The organism is Corynebacterium gallinarum, from assembly GCF_014837045.1.
Taxonomy (GTDB): domain Bacteria; phylum Actinomycetota; class Actinomycetes; order Mycobacteriales; family Mycobacteriaceae; genus Corynebacterium; species Corynebacterium gallinarum.
Genome location: NZ_JACSPR010000005.1, coordinates 28,974 through 46,089, shown reverse-complemented (window position 1 = coordinate 46,089; position 17,116 = coordinate 28,974). Strand labels below are relative to the sequence as shown.

Genomic DNA, 17,116 nt, shown 5'->3' with positions numbered 1-17,116 from the left:
AGAGCGGATGACGAGACTCGAACTCGCGACCCTCACCTTGGCAAGGTGATGCGCTACCAACTGCGCTACATCCGCATGAATCTGGTTTTGAGAGTTGATTCAAACTCTGGTGCGCGATACTGGGATTGAACCAGTGACCTCTTCCGTGTCAGGGAAGCGCTCTCCCGCTGAGCTAAACGCGCTTTGCTGCGAGGTGGAAACGGGAATCGAACCCGTGTGCACGGTTTTGCAGACCGTTGCCTCACCACTCGGCCATTCCACCGTGGCGGTTGATCCCGCCTCAGGTACACGTTAACGTACCAGAGCGGATGACGAGACTCGAACTCGCGACCCTCACCTTGGCAAGGTGATGCGCTACCAACTGCGCTACATCCGCATGCACTGCGCTGAACATGATTACGTTGTAACCCCTCGTTGCGGTGCGAGAACCAACTTTAGTCCGAACAGCGCGAACAACACAAATCCGCAGCTCAAACCATAGTTACCCCGCCCCAGCCAGGGCGAAAGCAAACACCACATGAATTACACCGCCGTAGTTTCCCAGGGCACAGACAGAAAGCGGGCGCCGGACATGGTCACCGACCACCTTTCCCCTTCCTATAGATAGGTATCGGCCGCTACAGAAAAAGAACTCCACACCGCGCGGGAAGAAACTGGGGCCCGGATTAGGAATTTTCTGCACCATCGTGTTAACTTCGAATTGCACCGATGAGGTTTACCGCGGTCGCACGGTCCTATGGCTCAGTGGAAGAGCGTTCCGTTCACACCGGAAAGGTCGCTGGTTCGAACCCAGCTAGGACCACAAATTGCCCTGTTCATCACCCCCGATGAGCAGGGTTTTCGCATGTCAAGGCATGTTTCCCCTAAATTGGCCCGTGGACATATAGGGACGGGAATGGACAAGAATCGACGTTCTTATTCCACGCTTGTTCCACGCTTATCCCACGGAGGAATAGAAATGGCACGCAAGAAGGTACGCACCCGCAGAGCGTTCGGGGCAATCGAAGAGCTTAAGAGTGGCCGATACCGCGCTAGATACCGCCACCCGGAGACCACGGCATGGGTTAATGCCCCCAACACCTTCCCCGCAAAGATCGACGCTGAGGGCTGGCTAGCCGATGAACGCCGCCTCATAGACCTAGGAACGTGGATCTCCCCCGAGGAGCGAGAGCGCCGGGCTGAGCTTGAGGAGATAGCCGACAGCAATACAGTTCGGGTGTGTATGGATCAATGGCTCAACGATAAGGAACGACAGGGTCTGAAGGCATCCACCATGACCAAGTACCGGGAGCGGGTGGCATACCGGATTACCGCTGAGGGCCTAGCGCTGGCGGATATGCCCGTATCAGAGGTGACAAGCCGGGCTGTGCGTGAGTGGTGGGATGACGTTCAACAGCGGTGGCCGGATTCTGGCGAGTTGAACCGGAAGGCTTACCAACATCTGCGTTCTGCTTTCGATGATCTAGTTGACGATGAAGTTATTCCCGTTAACCCCGTTGTCATCCGTGCTAGTAAGCGGACGGTTAAGCCAAAGATGGAGAAGAATCTTCCCACCCTGCTAGAGCAACAGGCCATTTATTCGGAAGCTCCAGAGCGTTACAAGCTGATTACCCTGTTGACTCAGTTTCACGGTCTCCGTATCGGTGAAGCCCTAGCGCTTAAGCGACAGGACATAACAGTGAAGTCTGATCTGACTAAGGGGCCTGGACCATGGTCTCCCCTAGTTCATGCCTCAGTTCACGACAACCTTCAGCGGGTGAAGCGAGATGGCAAGTGGGTCATGGAAGCTATGGGATCTGCAAAGACCGCTCAAGGTAATAGGCGAGTACCAATCCTGTCCATGTTTCATAAGGACCTGTTCCTACATATGGAGAAGTTCACTGGCCCCCACCGAGAAGAACTGTTGACTACCACCCGCACCGGTAGTGCTGTGTTCGATACCGCTTTTCGCTCCACCTTCAATGGGATGTTGAAGCGTGCTGGCATTACTCGCCGTCTCCATCCACACGCGGGACGGCGGTTCATCGTGTCGGCTCTATTGGAACAGGGGTATGAACCAACAGCGGTTGGTCAGATCATCGGAGACAAGGACCTGAAGGTGGTGCTTGAGATCTACGCACAGGTGCGGGATGGACGTACAGAGGAGATCATGACCGCATGGTCTAGGTCTTGGCAAGCGGAAGAATAGGCGAGAGTGGCAGCCACTCCCCCGTGGTTGCCATTGAGTACAAAGAGGAAGGAACGTACATGAGGGGTCTAGGTCGCTGGCTACAACTGAACCCGGAAGAATTAGAGCGCCACAAGGTAGCTACGTGGCGTATTGCCGGTAGTGGAAGGGCTGTGGGGTATACATTGGCGGTGGATGGCAACGCCGTTTTGGTGGGGGTAGTCAAGGCTAGAGGCAGTGATGCTAACTTGATTCCGCTTCCATTGGAGAAGCCCCGTGAAGGTGTCACGCTGGAGTTAGTTAAATCGTGGACGCTCACAGAAGCGATTGAAGCCTTTGAGCAGGGAGAAGTTACCCCTAGGGAGCTCAACTGGCTCTACCGTCATTCTGGTGGGGCTACGGGTGTCTCCTACACAGCCCATACGGAGATAGAGGACATTATTGACCTTGATCCCGCAGTGGAGGGGGTGTTCATCCGCAGTGGCAACCATTCCGGCTATGTCCACGTGGACAGGCTGATACCAGCGAAGGGGAAGACCGTCATCATTGATCCTTCTGAGCTGTATAAGCCAGCCCGGTTGCAGTCAAGCCCGCTTACTCAGGATGGTCTCCCGGAGTATTCCTTCAATGATCGGATGAAGATCTTCGCTAAGGCGGCGGGAAAGTTCTTTGCTGACAAGTCTTGACAGCTCCAGATATTCATACTAAGTTCGCATTTTCAACTTAACGCCCCGCTGACTGCAAGCGGAATCCAGACTAATTGGGCACCAGTCCTTTCCATTGGGAAGGGATAGGTGTCTTTTTTCATGTCTAACAAGGCAAATATAACCAAGCTTGGCGCGAGTGAACCCTACGTGCCGTTGTCCACTGCTGCACAGCACTTCGCGGTCTCTGAGCGCACGCTGAGGCGATTTATCGCTAGTCGAGATATTCCAGCCAAGCGATTGGGCAGATCCATCCGCCTCCAGATTGGAGCGGTTGAGAACGCCATGACTTCTTTGGGCAAGAAGAGCTGAGAAGTAAAAGCACCGATAAAGGCCCTGACACGCCGTAACTAAAGCCACTTAACACAAGTTAGTCGGTGTGTCAAATGCTGTGTGGTATAATAAGACTTAACAATGAAAGATTGAACCTATTATAGGCAAATTGAGAAAGGAAGAGAACTATGCAGGCAGACAAGCTACTTACTATCGGGGAATTGGCTGCACTACTCCAGATCAGCAAGGTATCGGTAAACGAGTTGCGCAAGAATGGCGATGGCCCACGTGAGGTGCGGTTGGGTGAAAGAACCATCCGCTTCAGAGTTTCAGACGTACAGGAGTGGCTCACCGAACATGCCCGTGAGGCAGGAGCAACTGAGCTGGGGAATGCGGCATGAGTAAGAAACTCCAAGACGGGCTGACTGCTCTAATCCGCTCTAAAGCTATTGAGGACAATCCCGCGCCTAAGAGTCATAAGTTCGCCACCAAAGCTGAGTTCCGCGCGGCCCGTGCCGCTTGGCAGGCAGAGAACGCAAAGAAGACCCCTAAGCCATTGCCACACGGCTTGTACGCAGAATATCCAGCCAAGGCATCCCCCCACCTTCCAGAGATCGCGCCGGGATGGGGAAGGAGCCTGCTAGCTGGCTACCTACGAGCTCTGGACGGCGCTAATGCATGGGTAGTTAATCCCACGGTGGAAGGCAACGCCTACGTAGCTACCCCAACCACGCTCACTGAGACCGATAGCGCGGAACTGGAACAACTCAAGGGGTACGGGTTCCGCGTGCTCATCACGTTCACGGACAGCCCCCGCATCACCATTACCGAACCACAGGAAGAGATTTAAGAATGGCTAACCACTATAACCGTCATGAAAGTGGCTACCGAGACACCTATGAGGCGGCGGTAGCAGCCCATGAAGCCCATTATCGCGATAGCTCTGAACCCTACGGCGATGAAGTCACGCGGGAAGAGTACGGCACTGCAATGAAAGCATTGCAGAAGGCTTATTTCACTGAAGCCAACCGCCTGCTGGAGAACTCGCACACAGGAGTTGAGTACGCGGCAGAGCTATTAGCGCTCACGTATCCAAAAATGGAGCGGACGGGTAGGACTTCTTTCACTCTCGCCCACTCAGACCTTCTCCTTGAAGGTGCGGAAGACCGCCGTGGCATCGCTGAGATCCACGCTTACCAGCTATTAGACCAGCTCAAATTTCACCTAGTAGAGTGTCGTGACTAATGTTCTGGGTACAGGTGGCGGAGCTTGATCCGTGCGTCCGTGGTGGTGAACTGCCAGTTCACGGGTCGTTGATCTGCATTGGTGGTGTCCTGCCAGCGACCGAGCTCGTGATTGAGGGTGTCGATGTCGGGTATCCGGCGGGAGAGGCACTGACGTGACAGTGCGGATAATTCGATCTCGGCGATATTGAGCCAGGGCCCGTGCTTGGGTGTGTAGTGAATCTCCAGTCGGTTGGCCAGGGCCCGTGCCTGCTCGGCGTCGAACGCCTCGTACAACGAGCCCAGAGTGTGGGTGTTGAGATTATCCATGACCAGCACGACCTTGTCCGCGTCGGGGTAATCCACGGTCAGCAGTGTCTTCATCTCGTGGGCCCAGTCCACCCGGGTGCGCCGGGGTCTGGCATGCACCCGGCGTCGCCCGGCCAAAGGCTGGCTCCACACAAAGATGGAACACACTCCCTTGCGGGAGTACTCGTAGTCTTCTTTGCGGACACGCCCGGGTGTCGCGTCGATGGAGTCCCGGGTGTAATCCAGCAGCTGGTAGGGCTTTTCACCCATGCACACCACCGGAATATCCGGGTCATGAGCACGGGCGTAGACATCGAGAACATCTTCCATCCGGGCCACGAACTCGCCGTTGGCTTTCGGTGGGATCGCCCAGTACTCCTTCAGGTGAGGCTGAAGTTTCGTTTTTTTAACACCCGACCGATGGTGGAATGATCCAACGGTGGAAGCCCGTCGGTGAGCAGAACATGCTTCTCCAGCAGTCGCAGACTCCACTGGGCCTGCCCTTCCGGTGGATTACTGCAGGCCAGAGCGATCAGGCGGGCTTCAACCTCGCCGGTGACCTTCGGAGCCACCGGCGGAGTCAGGCGTGTTTTCCGGGTGACAGTTTCTTCCACGTCCCCACCACGATCAGCGTAGGCCTTGGAGACCTTGACCACGGTATCGGCGCACACTCCAGCCAGTTCTGCCACCGTCGCCTGAGTCGGTACCGGTTCACCGCGGCTCAGCCGACCGGGGTGGTGTTGGTCAAGTTCCAGCAGGATCCGGGCTCGACGCACCTGCTGGGCCGGGAAGGACCCGGTGCGGACTCTGGCGGTCAACCACGCACGGTCAGCCTCGCTCAGGGTTACCGGTCGGGACTTTGTTCTCGCCATCACTACCCTCGCTTATGGCGGGTGATTAGGGGAAGAAACCCACCAGGATCATCATCCCCTAATCAAGGCCATAAGTCACGACACTCTACTAGATCAGGTTGAATCTAAGGGCAAGATCGCAGACAAGGACGCACTTGTCCTAGAGGAAGCTAGAACCGCCCTCAGTAGCCCCGGTGTCTGGAATGACGTTATCGACCTTGCCACGGTCTACCTAGGTGACAACCCCTTAGGCTGGCGCGGAACAGGTGCAGACCCCCGAGAGCTGATCAATGCCGATAGCTACGAGGTCGCATAAATGATCTTCTTTGGGTCAAGCAGCTCAACCCCACGAACTCAATCACCTAGCGGCTTGAATGAAGCCAAGTGGGTGCAGAGGTTCAAGGAAAATGGCAACCCCCGCCCTGATAGCCGATATGACCAAGAGGACTACGAGCATGACAAAGGGTTCAGTCGCTACCTAGAGCGCTAGCAACCCTCCCGGCGCGATAATCCCCCGCTATTTGCCCCGTGGACGCGCCGGGAACGTCTGGATTGGCAATTACTAGTTCAAGGGTTGACGGGTGCGCAAATCGGCGTATAGGACACCTGTCCTTCCCGAACCACTAAGGAAAAGTAGATATGAATGAAGGCTTAGGTAGATACCTAGTCAAGAATGTGCCCACTGAAGGCGGGAGCGAGGGTGAGTCTTGCCGGAGATCGTTCTTCAAATTTCTTCTCTCTGGTACAGCGGAGGAGAAGAGGGGGCGACTGGAGTCTGAAGGTGTTAGCTTCAGTCGTTATCTGTAACCGTCGCTAAGTAGTGAAACCGGCCCGACTTTCTAGTTTAGGGCCGGTTTTCTCATCTCTGAGTTAATTAAATTCAAACTCTCTTCAAGGGGGCTTTAGGGTACTCTACACGCCGAAAAGTGCCACTTTCAAAAAAGTAACCCTATAGCTTGATAGAAAGTCATGACCTGCGTCAATGACGACATTAAAGGGGTTAGATAAAGTGCGTATGGTACACTTCTAGCATGAACGTTTTCAGGGGTGGAAGCGTCTAATCCCATCATTGACAAGGAGGTAATCACCCATGCTTATTGACAAATGGTTAAGCACCACTCAAGCGGCAAAGTATTTAGGTCTCACAACGAGGACGCTGTATAACTGGCGAGCAAACAACACGGGTCCACGGCACGTGCGCAACGCAGACAATCACGCTCTGTATCGAGTGTCTGATCTAGACGACTGGATAGACGCTAGTGAGGCGGACACGCTGTCCTACAGAAGGGTTGTGAAGCAGCATGGCTAACAACCTGTACACGAGCAACCAGCAACATGAGCTACAGGATGCACTCGCTCAGGTGCGGTGGTCTTTCCCTCAGCTCATTAATTATCTATGGGAAAAGAACGACAGTTCTTTAGTCTCGCTGGATGATCTTCAGACCAGCTCCCACGGAAGTAGTTGGTACTAAATGCGCCTTACAGAGTTAGAGCTTTTCTCAGATCGGGATCTCCGCGTGATGGAGGTTCAGGCGCTGATCAGTCTGGCCGATAGCGTTGAACTTTTGACCGCCAAGGTATACGAGCTGAACGACACGATCACTGATATTTCGGACGTTGTAACTGGTCTGGAGGCCAAGCGACGACATTAGCCCTGACTGTGGTGCTAATTGGCTGGCGATCTTGGATTGACCTGGAGCGGTTCAGAATTCACTTGAGCATGGCCACCGCCCGTTTGGCACGTAGACAATGAAAAAACCCTTCAGAGAGGAGATTCCTGAAGGGTTCCACCGAAGAGGCGGTTATGTCCGAAGATAACCGTGAAAAGCGGGTAATGAGAAGGTCTCCCCCGCAACCACAATCCATTGAAGAAAGAAGTTCAACCACTTGAACACATACAATTCTACCACATCCGCTGATACGAGTCCACAGGTAGGCAAGGCTTATGAAGCAGCAGAAGCCTACCGTGAGAAGGGCTACGCCCGACCTATCCCCATGAGGAAAGAAGACGCCAAGCGCCCGTTTCTTAAGGGTGTCCATGGACGCAAGACCACCTTCACTGAAGCCAACGCCACCGCCCACCAGTGGTGGGAGGATAACCCACAGGATGATGTAAACCTAGCACTGGTGATGGCAGCTGATTCAGCTGATTACGAGATTATCTCTATCGACGTTGATCACCACGACAACAAGCGCGGACGGGATCATCTGGAAGAGCTGGAGGGTGACTATGGGTCACTAAGCCTGGACCAGCACCCGGCGCGATCTACGCGCCGGGGAGTCAGCGATAAGGGAGGTCAGTACTTCTTCAGAGTCCCTAAAGAGCAGTGGTGGCCTGCACAGGCCTGTACAGACGTAGATATTCGTTCGCTGGGTATCTCCTACGCCACCGTGTGGCCTTCCGTAAAGGATGGCGAACGGTACCAGTGGCTTGACCCTGATGGTGAAGCTGTGGAGCCACCCGCTGTGTGGGATCTCCCCACACTGCCCAAACAGTGGGTGGAGTGCCTTTCCCGTGGAACTGTGCCGAAGGGATTAAACGGAGTGGCGGAACCAGTGCAGGGGCTGGAGGACGCATACGAGCGCCTCCATGGTCTGGTAGCTAACTTTGACGCTCCAATTTCTGAGACGTTGGTTGAGAAAGTAGAGAAGATTGATCTAACTTCCGCTCACCCAGAAATGAACGGTGGAGTTCATAGCCTCATTCAATGGTGCGCCTTTGAAGAGGGGCCTTCTGGACTCAGAGCAGCTTTAGAGCGCCTGGAGAGCCGCTATCTCAAGGCCACCAGGGACCGCCGTCGCCAGGATGTGGCACGAGGGGAATTCGCCCGTTCTGTTGAGGGCGAAGTGGACCTTGTCTTAGCTGAGGTTGCACAGGGCAAGAGTCTCTCTATCACCAAAATGAACGCTATCGCCCACCAAATTAAGGACTTCGATCTCACTAGTGCGTTGGGTGCCTCACGGCTTGCCAGCGCCCGCGAGGAGCTGATGGAGGGGGTCACCGAGATCATCATGACCACTACGGGTGATGACCTACCTGCTGAGATCCTACTGCTACTCAACGATGACCTTCGCGCTGTGGAGCTGGATCTGCACGACAAAAGAGAGCCAGATCTCTACGACACCGCGAAGGGAGTTTTCATTTCCAAGTCCACCCTTCGCCCTTACTATCGTCGCTACGTGGCACCGGCTCTCAAGGAGTTCTTGGCAATGCTGGATACTGAGGACGATGAACAAAAATGGCTGGCTAAGCGGGTCGGCATGGCGGTCACATACTGCGGAAATCAAGGGAGCATGAACGGTGCCTTCCCAACCCTGGCCGGTCTACTCATGGAACGTCACCCGGTGCTCAGAGAGTCGGATTTTGACGCTGCTGACAATCTTCGAGGTCTGTCGGACGGCATGGTTATTGATATCAACAAGTGGATTGATGGGGACCTCAAGTCTTCAGTCCGCCCGCGTCGCCCCGAGGAGCTGCTCAAGAAGTCAATGAATATCTCCGGGGCTGAAATCCTTAAGGGTTGCGCCCGCTTAGATAATGGAGAGGTACCGCCCATTCAGAAGCTGGAGCAGGCTGTGTTCCACTCCAGCGTAATCCCCACGGTCAATGAGCTTATGGCCTACAGCTTGCATGGAAACAACCCTCACCGCGTGATCTGGGGTGCAATGGGAGACACTGGCACTGGCAAGAGCACTTGGCTGGACTTTTACCAGCGTGTCCTAGGTGATTACGGTGCTACATCGTCCTTGGAAGACTTGAGTTCGCGTCAGTCCGGCAACAACAGCTCCAAGGCTGCGGCCATGAGAGCTTCAGTGGCTTTTCTCTCAGAGCTGTCACAAGAGACCAGGGGCCAACGAGACGCGCTCAAGGAGATCTCGGGCAACACAGAGATCGCCGTGACGGACAAGTTCACCCGTACCGAGTATCACAAGGGCACGGTGATCTGTTTCTCAACCAATGAGCCCGCCCGCATTGATTTTGATGAAGCCCTAGAAGATCGCTTTGTTGTGGTCCCTACCGCTGGTACCCGCCCGAAGGTGGAAGCTGTGCTCAGCAAGTTCTCTGAGCGAGAGGGCGATAACGGGAATTGGCAAGCTGACTCCTTTAATGCGGTTGGCCTGCTGAATCTCATGGCCCGGAACTTCGCCCGCCCATGGAAGGAAGGTTTTAAGCGGAAGGATCTCCCCGATATTGTGGTCTCCACTGCTGAGCGCTTTGTGATGGAGTCCAACCCGGTGAATGCGTTCCTAGATCAGGCGTTGCTGTTCCGAACGGGTATTTTGAAGCACCGTGGTGACAAACGTGAAGCACTGGAGTGAGCATCGTGAAGCAGCACCCACCCCAGCACCAGGACGCCTAACCGCCTGTTAACTCATCGTCGGTTTCAACCTCATGTTCGGACCATCCAGGTTGATGATCTCAGCGCCACCAACAAGCCGATTCAGCAATGACTCCGCGACCACCTTGTCCGCCATCGAGGTGTACCACTCTTCCGGATTGAACTGGGAGGTCACCATTGTTGATCCACGCCCCTCGCGGGCGGCCAAAATATTGAACAACACATTAGCCGTATCCGCGCTGATCGGGGTCGTGAGAAAATCATCCAGAACCAGCAGATCCGTCGTGGTGATCTGATTAATGAACTGAACCCGCTTGGGATCGTGGTAATCCATCACCGCCAACTGTGCCGCCAAGTCATCAGTCCGGAAGAACCGGGCGGTGTAATCCCGCCGACAGGCAGCATTCAACAACGCCAAGGCCAGATAGGTTTTCCCCACCGATGATTTGCCTAGGACAATGACGTTGGTGGCCTTGGCTACCCATTGACAGTGAGCTAACCGTGTCGTTAACTCGACGTGCGAGGTTGCGATCAGGTCGGTAGTCGAGTTCTTCTACACAAGCATCAGGGTTTGGCGACTGGGATGCTTTGAGTAGTTTTGCTTTGGCGGCGTTCCGATCGGGCCGCAACCTCTTTATCCAGGGCAAAGGCAATCTTTTGGGAAAAGGTCCACTCGTCATAAGCGGCGTCGTTGGCGATATCGATGACGGTCTGGCCAAAAGCAGTCATCCGCAAACTGGTAAAGGTGTCCAGCCACGTGTCATCAAGATGAATAGAAGAATCGCTCACGGCTGATCCTCCTTCTTACCCATCAAGGAATCCAAGCTGAACTGGTCGGCCCCGCCCAACAAACCACCCCGCCTGCGATGATGCTGTGACCTCTGATCTTGACCACTCGGGCGCGGTGGCACCTCAGCAATGGTCGTGGGGCGAGCTGCCAGATCGCTACGCACCGCAGCCATCATGTTCTTCACCGCCGTGTAGGACACGGCCCGGGGTTGATCACCCTCCCCGACAAGTCGGCGGCATGCCTCTTCGAGGATTATTTTATTCTCACCTTTACCCATCCCCAGAATATTGCGGGCAGGAAGATACCCCTGAGCCACAATCGGCTTCGCCGCCAACAGTGCATCAATGACCTTCCTGGTGAACGGCCCGACCCTGGCCGCCTGATTGAGGAAATAAGCCGCTGACCACAGTTGGGTGGGATCTTCCATTCCCGGTGGGCAATGGGCAATATCGGTGACATAGGCCCCTCGTTGGTTGGTGACCTGGTGAGTGGCAATAGTGATGCCACCAGCAAAGACATCGAGTTGCTCCCCGCGGATACGGACATCGACAGTGTCACCGACATAGGTATACGGGATGGAGTAATGCACCGTGGATACCGTGATGTGCCAGTTCGGAGCGACCTTCGCTTTCTTCCACACTGTGGATACAAACGGCTGGTGAGGTAGTTCAGCCAAGAGATCCTGTTCAGCATCGATGAAGATCTGGCGTCTGGATAATGGCTGGTCACGAAAGGGGATGCGGTCATTGATCTCATCAACTGCTCCCCGAAGAGCACCGTTGAGGTCGTCTAGATTGGTGAAGTCCCTGCCCGCTAGTTTCAGGATTGCCCAGTTGGTGATGACTTTGACCCCGGATTCCACATTGCCTTTATCCTTCGGCCGCAGGGGGCGTGCCGGCAATGCTGCAGTGTTGTAGTGGGTCAAAAACTCCTCATAACTAGTGTTGACCCTGCGTGCCCTATCCCCGGTGGTAATGGCATTGGATGCGGTGGAGGCATTATCCGGGACGATGACTTCAGGTACTCCCCCGAAGTAGTCGAAGGCCAGGCGGTGCGCGGCCAGCCAGCTGGGTTGGCGCTGATCAAGCAAACCATGGGCGAAGACCAACCCGGAGTAAGGCAAGGTGGCGACGAAGATGCTGACCTTGGTGGTTTTCCTGCTGATCGGGTCGATCAACTGCATTGTCGTTCCAGCCCAATCGACCTGGCAAGTGTGTCCTGGGATGTGGTGGACCCGGGTGGTCAGGCCTTGCGCGGCGATGTGACGGTTGACGAGCTGCCGGAAACGTTCATAGCTGTAGTGCCGAAGCCCTTCAGGTGCGGGGATGTTCAGGTAGTTGGCCCACAGGACGTTGAGTGGGGTTTTCTTCCTGCCGGTTCTGGCTTTTATGATGGTGTCGATGTCGATGGTGACGAATTCACCTGCGGTGGTGGCCCGGCCATCGCCGATCATCAATGCCAGGTCTTCATTGCTGTGGCCCATGATTTGGGCTTCGGTGGTGAGATTGTGTTGGTCGAGTGCTTTACGCGCTTTAGCGATCGTGGCGTGTGCGGCACCGCAGTGGGCTTGGATTGTCCTGTATGAATTGCCTCGAAGAAGCAGAGTCATGATCAACTGGTAGTTGGTCACGGTCCAGGTCCTTTCTAGTGTTCACCTGACCGAGTTGTCGGGTGATACTAGAAGTGTGGGGTCTGACTCCGGTTACCGCTTCACGAAGCTCACCATACTGCTTCACGATTGTCACCACGGTGCTTCAAAATAGCCGTTCCTAACACGTTGCTGCTCACCGAAGACTACAACGACCGTATCGCCCAGGATGACATTCTAGAAGCTATCCGTGACGCTCTGGGTGATGACCTTGTACCCAAGGTCCCTGAGCTGAAGAAACTCATGTCAGCGAGAAGTTCTGAGAGTAAGAGGGCCCGAGGAGCCGATAGCCTTGATCGCAACGGCCACCTAGACAACCGGAATGTGAACCGTTACTTCGGTGTCCGGTGGCGCTCTGAGAACGTCCTGAGGCTCAATATCCCTCACATCTCCGATGACGATCTGAAGCAGGTTCGCGCCGCTGCGTAGTACATAGCCCCACCCTCCCTCTCTCGGGTGGGGTTTATTCATATCTGCCGCTGTTCAAATTTGCTGGAACAAGTTCCGCTTATGTTCCGACTATTGGAACAAGCATCTTTGCAGGTCAAGGCATGTATCTAACCCCTATGTTCCAATGTTCCAGTAATAATTCATTCTAAAATAAGTAGATATAGAGAGAGGCCTATATAGATATAGAGTGAGAGTCAGCTTTCGGCGGAACATTGGAACAAGAGGGTCAAAAACATAGCCCTGCCTGCGGATATGCGTGTTCCAGCACCTGGAACAAGACCACCTCACGTTCCGGGATATTGGCGTAATGTGACATGCATCGCTAATAAGAGGTGTATATGGGTCTCTATATGGAAGAGGTGCATACAGGTATGACTAATGCGTGTGCGCCATGCCGCTGCGTAGTGCGTGGTGTGCGTGCCTAGTCAGGCCTGAAGTGGTTCTTTCAGGAGCGGTGGATGTGGATCTCGCATATGCCCCAACGTCAGGCCGTCCACCTTTTGAGCAGGTAGCAGGCTGGACCAGTTGACGATGACTACCCGCCGATCCCCCCGAGGGTTCTGAACCTCAGTAGCGCTGAGGCTTGCCCCATTGTCGCTACCCCTCACCGAGTGAAGCCTGACCTAGTCAAGCGGCTGCGGAAGGTGTCCAGCTAGCCAGTAGCGGCCCTGCGGGAACTACCGTGGGGGAATGTTGATGCTGAGCTCAGAACGGCTCTGAGCGTGTCGAGCTGGCAAGTCGATTGAACCGATCAGCTGCGGTGACGTACCCCGAAAACACGCGAGCATATTTACCCCCCGGGGAGGGGCCCCCACCCCGTCGCTCAGGACACCCTGCCCTGTGCTGCACATTCCCAAGCGCGATAGTTCAGAATAAATTGCCCTACATGCTAAGTATATAACGATATATCGCTATATCCAGAATGGCAGGAGCAGTTTAGGAATAAGAAAACCCCGACATCAGAAATGACGGGGTAGGTTCTGCGAAGGTAATTGGGCTTTAAAGAATCGCTACCCAAGTTGCGGTGTCTGAGCTGAAGCTCAGGGTTGGACTGTCGGTCACACGATATTCGCCTGGCTCAGTACCATCGAAGCAGATGGAGCCGGTGATGGTCCCGCCCGGTGCGAGCTCCCCGCTTGAAAGATCGTCAGATCCAGAGAAGGTTGGGTCGGTGATCACACCGGCTGGGTTCTGCGCTTTCCAGTCCCATGCGCCAGAGAAGCTGACCTGTTCGTCGGTGTTGTTGGTGTAAGTCACCTGGCCGCAAGTGAGGGGGGTTCCGAACGAGCTAGAGGTTGCCTGGAAGCTGTTTAGGGTAACTTCCAGACCCTTACCACCGGTGTAGGTCTCTCCAATCTGGAATTCGGTCTTCTCCTCAGCTTCCGCGCCTTCGTTGGCCCCCTGTTCGGCTCCCGCCTCGGAGCTGGTGTTGCTATCTGAAGATGTGCTGGACGTGTCATCTCCGCCGCCAGCGACTGCACTGATGATGCCAATGACAATAAGGATGCCAACGATGATGGCTCCCCACTTCATACAGCCACCCTTTTTCTTCTTTTCCACGTAAACGATACGTTCCTGTGGCTACTGTCCCGGATTATCTTGGGGTGAATATGGCGTAGACACGGATCTCTCCTGAAAGCTTTGGCTCAATATTAGGTAAATGGTGAGCAGTGATTGAAATGCTAGGTAGAACATTAGTCACTGTGAAGATCCGCAGCAATTGATGTGTTTAAAATAATTTTTGCGGGGGTGAAAGCTTAAAGGAAGCTGCCATTTTAATTCATCTAGGTGAAATGACATTCCCTAAGGCCGGACCACTGATACCGCCTAACTCTAATCGGTTGGGATGGAATTAAACGGGGTTATCCCCCAAAAACCGGTAAATGAATTTCAGGGGTTCACATGGAAAGAGAAGGGAGTGTTTACCGCCAAGTAGTAGCGGTAGAATAAGCATTGTCAGTTGTTCCACGGCGGGGGTAATGAGGAACGTTATTCCAGTCTTGTTCCACGCGGGGTAGAATGGAACAGAGCTTAAGTCCCTGATCAGCACGAATGACGCTTTTAGTTCCTACCCAGCTAGGACCACCATCACAGCCTGTTTCCCCCTGGGGAGGCAGGCTTTTTCGTGTTTTCCCGGGCCACCGCTGGACTAGAATCAGCCACATGGTGGATATGAAGGATCTCGTCACAGGTCTCATCGGCCCGGTCCTGCCCGTGGGGGAGCCCGAGTGCCGCGCGGTTCTGGTGACCACACTGGCGGGTTCGACCTCAGCTGGGGGCACCTCGGGGTATCTGGGCAATGACACGGACACCGCTCTCCTGTTGGCTCTGCGCGCATGGTCGGATGTGGTGCTGGTGGGCGCGTCCACGGTCAGGGCGGAGGACTACGGCGGGGTGGTCATCGATGAGATTGAGCGGGAGACCCGTCGGCGCCGTGGTCAGCAGCCGGTTCCCCCCATCGCGGTGATCTCCTCCTCCCTGGATTTCGATCCCGGTTCCAGGTTCTTCACCGAGGCCGCCGCCGCACCGATCATCGTCACCGACAACACCGATCCCTCCCGGCTCGCCGGACTACAGGCTGCCGGTGCGCGCATCCTGCAGGTGGGGACGCTCGGGGTGAGGTTGGTCGTCGACAAGCTCAGGCAGGAGGGGTTCGCCCGGATCAGCTGCGAGGGCGGCGCGTCGGTGTACGCGCAGATGATCGACGCCCGTGCCATCGACGTGTGGCACCACACCATCGACCCCACCCTGTCCGGCACGGTGGAGAAACCCGCCGTCCGCGGAGGCCACAACCGGCCGGCCGCGCTCACCCTGGAACACGTGCACGCCGACCCCGACAGCACCCTGTTTCTCCGCTACCGGTTCGGCTAGGGGTGTTGGTCGACAACCGAATCCACCCCATTGGTTAGATTGGAGCGGTGAGTTCCCCAGCCAACCTGTTCCCCGACGACATGAGCTTGTCGACGCCCACCCCCGCCCTCCCGGACGCCCCCAGGCCCCGGCCACGCCGCAGCGCGTGGGACCGGGTGGGTAACGCCGTCGGTTGGCCACTGGCCATCCTGCTGATGGCCCACCGGTTCTTCATCCTGGCGATCAACGGTTCCGTCACCGACGACTTCACCACCGTCTACAGTGCACTCCGCCGTTTCATCGAGGGCACCCCGGTGTACAACGAGATCTACCACTACGTGGATCCGCACTACCTGTACAACCCCGGCGCCACCCTATTGTTGGCACCCCTGGGGTACATCACGGACTTCACCCTCGCGCGCCTGGCGTTCATCGCCGTCAACCTCCTGGCGATCGTCCTCGCGCTCGGCCTGCTCACCCGGATGGCAGGGTTCTCCCTGCGCAGCATGGTGTGGCCGCTGTCGATCGCGCTGGCCATGCTCACCGAAACCGTCCGGAACACCTTGATCTTCTCCAATATCAACGGCATCCTCCTGCTGATGATGGCGTCGTTCCTGTGGTGTGTGATCCACCGCCGATCATGGGTGGGTGGGCTCATCATCGGCCTGGCGATCCTGGTCAAGCCCATGTTCCTGCCCCTGCTGTTCCTGCCTCTGGTACAGAAGCAGTGGGGTGCGCTGGTCGGGGGCATCCTGGTCCCGGTCATCTTCAATGCGGTGGCGTGGCCCCTGGTCCCCGGTGCCTCCGACTACATCACCCGCACCGTGCCCTACCTCGGTGAGACCCGCGATTTCGCTAACAGCTCACTGCCTGGAATCGCCATCTACTTCGGCATGCCCGGCTGGCTGGAACTGACCGCGTTCCTCATCTTCGGTGCCATGGTCGGTATCGCGGTGCTGGCGCTGCTGCGCTTCCGTAACACCGAACCGTTCTTCTGGGCGGCCACCACCTCCGGCATCCTGCTGACCGGTGTGTTCTTCCTGTCCTCCCTCGGCCAGATGTACTACTCCATGATGATCTTCCCGATGATCTTCACCCTGCTGGGCACACGGTCGGTGTTCCACAACTGGATGGCATGGGTCGCGGCATACCTCTTCCTCACCCCGGCTTCCTTCGCCTCACCCCACTGGCCCGACATCGCCCGCTGGATGGAATTTTTCCGCGCCACCGCCGGTTGGTCACTATTGATAGCAGTCACCTTTGTTTCGGCGGTGGTGTGGTTCATCACCGACATCCGGAGCAGGCGTGGCGGTGCGGCTATCACCGGTGGGACATCCGGGGTTAGTGGGGACACCACTCCCCCGCTAAGTTCCGGTTTCTTCACCGGTGGAGGATCAACCACGCTGGGATCAGCGTCCCCGGTAGCCACCGATTCTCCGACCGATCCGCCCACCCAGGTCCCCGGGCTATCCCCGTTCTAGCGGGTATTCCAGGAAGATCATCCACAACCA

15 protein-coding genes, 5 tRNA genes and 1 pseudogene are annotated in these 17,116 nt (G+C 55.8%); 11 read left to right on the top strand and 10 right to left on the bottom strand.

Annotated features, from left to right (window positions below; translation table 11 throughout):
* Positions 1–2: 2 nt before the first annotated feature.
* The 4 genes from H9627_RS08135 to H9627_RS08120 form a co-directional block, all read right to left on the bottom strand.
* A tRNA-Gly gene (locus tag H9627_RS08135) sits at positions 3–75 on the bottom strand.
* Between the two features lie 32 nt (positions 76–107).
* Positions 108–182: transfer RNA gene (locus H9627_RS08130), tRNA-Val, on the bottom strand.
* A 9-nt stretch (positions 183–191) separates the two neighbouring features.
* Positions 192–262: transfer RNA gene (locus H9627_RS08125), tRNA-Cys, on the bottom strand.
* Positions 263–303: 41 nt separating this feature from the next.
* Positions 304–376: transfer RNA gene (locus tag H9627_RS08120), tRNA-Gly, on the bottom strand.
* 354 nt (positions 377–730) lie between these two features.
* Between H9627_RS08120 and H9627_RS08115 the strand changes: the two genes are divergently transcribed.
* The 6 genes from H9627_RS08115 to H9627_RS08090 all read left to right on the top strand — a co-directional run bounded on the left by H9627_RS08115 (position 731) and on the right by H9627_RS08090 (position 4,389).
* A tRNA-Val gene (locus H9627_RS08115) sits at positions 731–802 on the top strand.
* A 156-nt stretch (positions 803–958) separates the two neighbouring features.
* Positions 959–2,188: a tyrosine-type recombinase/integrase gene (locus tag H9627_RS08110; protein ID WP_191733515.1), complete on the top strand. Its 1,230-nt coding sequence runs from the start codon at positions 959–961 to the stop codon at positions 2,186–2,188.
* 23 nt (positions 2,189–2,211) lie between these two features.
* Entirely contained in the window at positions 2,212–2,853 is a 642-nt protein-coding gene (locus H9627_RS08105) for a hypothetical protein (RefSeq protein WP_191733514.1), read from the top strand.
* A 479-nt stretch (positions 2,854–3,332) separates the two neighbouring features.
* Positions 3,333–3,545 carry a helix-turn-helix transcriptional regulator gene (locus H9627_RS08100; protein ID WP_191733513.1) on the top strand — a complete coding sequence of 71 codons (213 nt, stop codon included), beginning with the start codon at positions 3,333–3,335 and terminating at the stop codon, positions 3,543–3,545.
* Positions 3,542–3,994 (top strand): hypothetical protein, encoded by a 453-nt coding sequence (locus tag H9627_RS08095; RefSeq protein WP_191733512.1) that lies wholly within the window; start codon positions 3,542–3,544, stop codon positions 3,992–3,994. Before H9627_RS08100 ends, H9627_RS08095 begins: the two co-directional genes overlap by 4 nt.
* A gap of 2 nt (positions 3,995–3,996) precedes the next feature.
* Positions 3,997–4,389 carry a hypothetical protein gene (locus H9627_RS08090; protein WP_191733511.1) on the top strand — a complete coding sequence of 131 codons (393 nt, stop codon included), beginning with the start codon at positions 3,997–3,999 and terminating at the stop codon, positions 4,387–4,389.
* 127 nt (positions 4,390–4,516) lie between these two features.
* Here H9627_RS08090 and H9627_RS14190 read toward each other — a convergent pair.
* Both H9627_RS14190 and H9627_RS14185 read right to left on the bottom strand, forming a co-directional pair.
* Positions 4,517–5,168, bottom strand: a pseudogene (locus H9627_RS14190) (IS630 family transposase); the annotation flags it as partial.
* Positions 5,057–5,548 carry a helix-turn-helix domain-containing protein gene (locus tag H9627_RS14185; protein ID WP_225213645.1) on the bottom strand — a complete coding sequence of 164 codons (492 nt, stop codon included), beginning with the start codon at positions 5,546–5,548 and terminating at the stop codon, positions 5,057–5,059. The pseudogene H9627_RS14190 and the gene H9627_RS14185, both read right to left, overlap by 112 nt.
* Positions 5,549–6,617: 1,069 nt before the next feature.
* On the opposite strand from H9627_RS14185, the gene H9627_RS14395 reads away from it, so the two are divergent.
* From H9627_RS14395 to H9627_RS08070, 3 genes are all read left to right on the top strand, one after another.
* The gene (locus tag H9627_RS14395; RefSeq protein WP_191733510.1) at positions 6,618–6,836 is read left to right on the top strand and encodes a helix-turn-helix transcriptional regulator; all 219 of its coding nucleotides are present in this window, start codon (positions 6,618–6,620) and stop codon (positions 6,834–6,836) included.
* Between the two features lie 163 nt (positions 6,837–6,999).
* Complete coding sequence (locus H9627_RS08075; protein WP_191733509.1) at positions 7,000–7,179, top strand: hypothetical protein; 180 nt, start codon at positions 7,000–7,002, stop codon at positions 7,177–7,179.
* Between the two features lie 235 nt (positions 7,180–7,414).
* A complete protein-coding gene (locus H9627_RS08070) occupies positions 7,415–9,847 on the top strand; it encodes a bifunctional DNA primase/polymerase (RefSeq protein ID WP_191733508.1) in 2,433 nt (810 codons plus the stop codon).
* 48 nt (positions 9,848–9,895) lie between these two features.
* Here the strand turns inward: H9627_RS08070 and H9627_RS08065 are convergent, their stop codons facing one another.
* From H9627_RS08065 to H9627_RS08055, 4 genes are all read right to left on the bottom strand, one after another.
* Complete coding sequence (locus H9627_RS08065) at positions 9,896–10,327, bottom strand: ATP-binding protein (RefSeq protein WP_318247773.1); 432 nt, start codon at positions 10,325–10,327, stop codon at positions 9,896–9,898.
* 104 nt (positions 10,328–10,431) lie between these two features.
* Positions 10,432–10,656, bottom strand: a complete 225-nt coding sequence (locus H9627_RS14180) for a hypothetical protein (RefSeq protein ID WP_225213644.1) — start codon at positions 10,654–10,656, stop codon at positions 10,432–10,434.
* Positions 10,653–12,287: an IS21 family transposase gene (gene istA / locus H9627_RS08060; protein ID WP_191733507.1), complete on the bottom strand. Its 1,635-nt coding sequence runs from the start codon at positions 12,285–12,287 to the stop codon at positions 10,653–10,655. The genes H9627_RS14180 and istA overlap by 4 nt, the downstream gene beginning before the upstream one ends.
* A gap of 1,467 nt (positions 12,288–13,754) precedes the next feature.
* Positions 13,755–14,315: a DUF5067 domain-containing protein gene (locus tag H9627_RS08055; RefSeq protein WP_191733506.1), complete on the bottom strand. Its 561-nt coding sequence runs from the start codon at positions 14,313–14,315 to the stop codon at positions 13,755–13,757.
* Between the two features lie 603 nt (positions 14,316–14,918).
* On the opposite strand from H9627_RS08055, the gene H9627_RS08050 reads away from it, so the two are divergent.
* Both H9627_RS08050 and H9627_RS08045 read left to right on the top strand, forming a co-directional pair.
* On the top strand, positions 14,919–15,626 hold the full coding sequence (locus H9627_RS08050; RefSeq protein WP_191733505.1) for a pyrimidine reductase family protein: 708 nt from the start codon (positions 14,919–14,921) through the stop codon (positions 15,624–15,626).
* A gap of 80 nt (positions 15,627–15,706) precedes the next feature.
* Positions 15,707–17,086 carry a glycosyltransferase family 87 protein gene (locus H9627_RS08045; RefSeq protein ID WP_191733700.1) on the top strand — a complete coding sequence of 460 codons (1,380 nt, stop codon included), beginning with the start codon at positions 15,707–15,709 and terminating at the stop codon, positions 17,084–17,086.
* The last annotated feature ends 30 nt before the right edge of the window (positions 17,087–17,116 follow it).

Coding starts and splice junctions, on each gene's coding strand:
- H9627_RS08110 (WP_191733515.1), top strand. CDS start 959: ATGGCACGCAAGAAGGTACGCACCCGCAGAGCGTTCGGGGCAATCGAA.
- H9627_RS08100 (WP_191733513.1), top strand. CDS start 3,333: ATGCAGGCAGACAAGCTACTTACTATCGGGGAATTGGCTGCACTACTC.
- H9627_RS08095 (WP_191733512.1), top strand. CDS start 3,542: ATGAGTAAGAAACTCCAAGACGGGCTGACTGCTCTAATCCGCTCTAAA.
- H9627_RS08090 (WP_191733511.1), top strand. CDS start 3,997: ATGGCTAACCACTATAACCGTCATGAAAGTGGCTACCGAGACACCTAT.
- H9627_RS14185 (WP_225213645.1), bottom strand. CDS start 5,548: ATGGCGAGAACAAAGTCCCGACCGGTAACCCTGAGCGAGGCTGACCGT.
- H9627_RS14395 (WP_191733510.1), top strand. CDS start 6,618: ATGCTTATTGACAAATGGTTAAGCACCACTCAAGCGGCAAAGTATTTA.
- H9627_RS08075 (WP_191733509.1), top strand. CDS start 7,000: ATGCGCCTTACAGAGTTAGAGCTTTTCTCAGATCGGGATCTCCGCGTG.
- H9627_RS08050 (WP_191733505.1), top strand. CDS start 14,919: ATGGTGGATATGAAGGATCTCGTCACAGGTCTCATCGGCCCGGTCCTG.
- H9627_RS08045 (WP_191733700.1), top strand. CDS start 15,707: ATGAGCTTGTCGACGCCCACCCCCGCCCTCCCGGACGCCCCCAGGCCC.